The 238-nt window shown below is 68.9% G+C and carries 1 protein-coding gene; it reads right to left on the bottom strand.

The features are described from left to right. Nucleotides 1-180, bottom strand: a 180-nt coding sequence (locus ACQG3P_RS23265) for a hypothetical protein (protein ID WP_426806362.1), incomplete at its 3' end; no start/stop codon positions are given. Nucleotides 181-238 lie beyond the last annotated feature (58 nt).

Consider the following 238-nt stretch of genomic DNA (forward strand, 5'->3'; position numbering starts at 1 on the left):
CGAGAACTCTGCGCCGTGCGCGGCATTGTCGTTGGTGACCACGTTACCCATCGCCGCTTGCCCTGCCCCGGGTTTGGTCTCGGCATCGTCCACAGCATCGGGCCCGACCACAAGCTGCACGTTGGCGGTATCGCAGAGGGACCGCGCGCGGCTGAGGCAGATGCGGTCGGCCAGGGTCACCGCTCCGGCCCCAGAGCCTGCAGGCACGGAGATGTAGCCGCCGGCGACCATCACGGAG

It is taken from the genome of Stenotrophomonas sp. SrG (assembly GCF_050031795.1).
In the GTDB taxonomy this organism is placed as follows: domain Bacteria; phylum Pseudomonadota; class Gammaproteobacteria; order Xanthomonadales; family Xanthomonadaceae; genus Stenotrophomonas; species Stenotrophomonas rhizophila_A.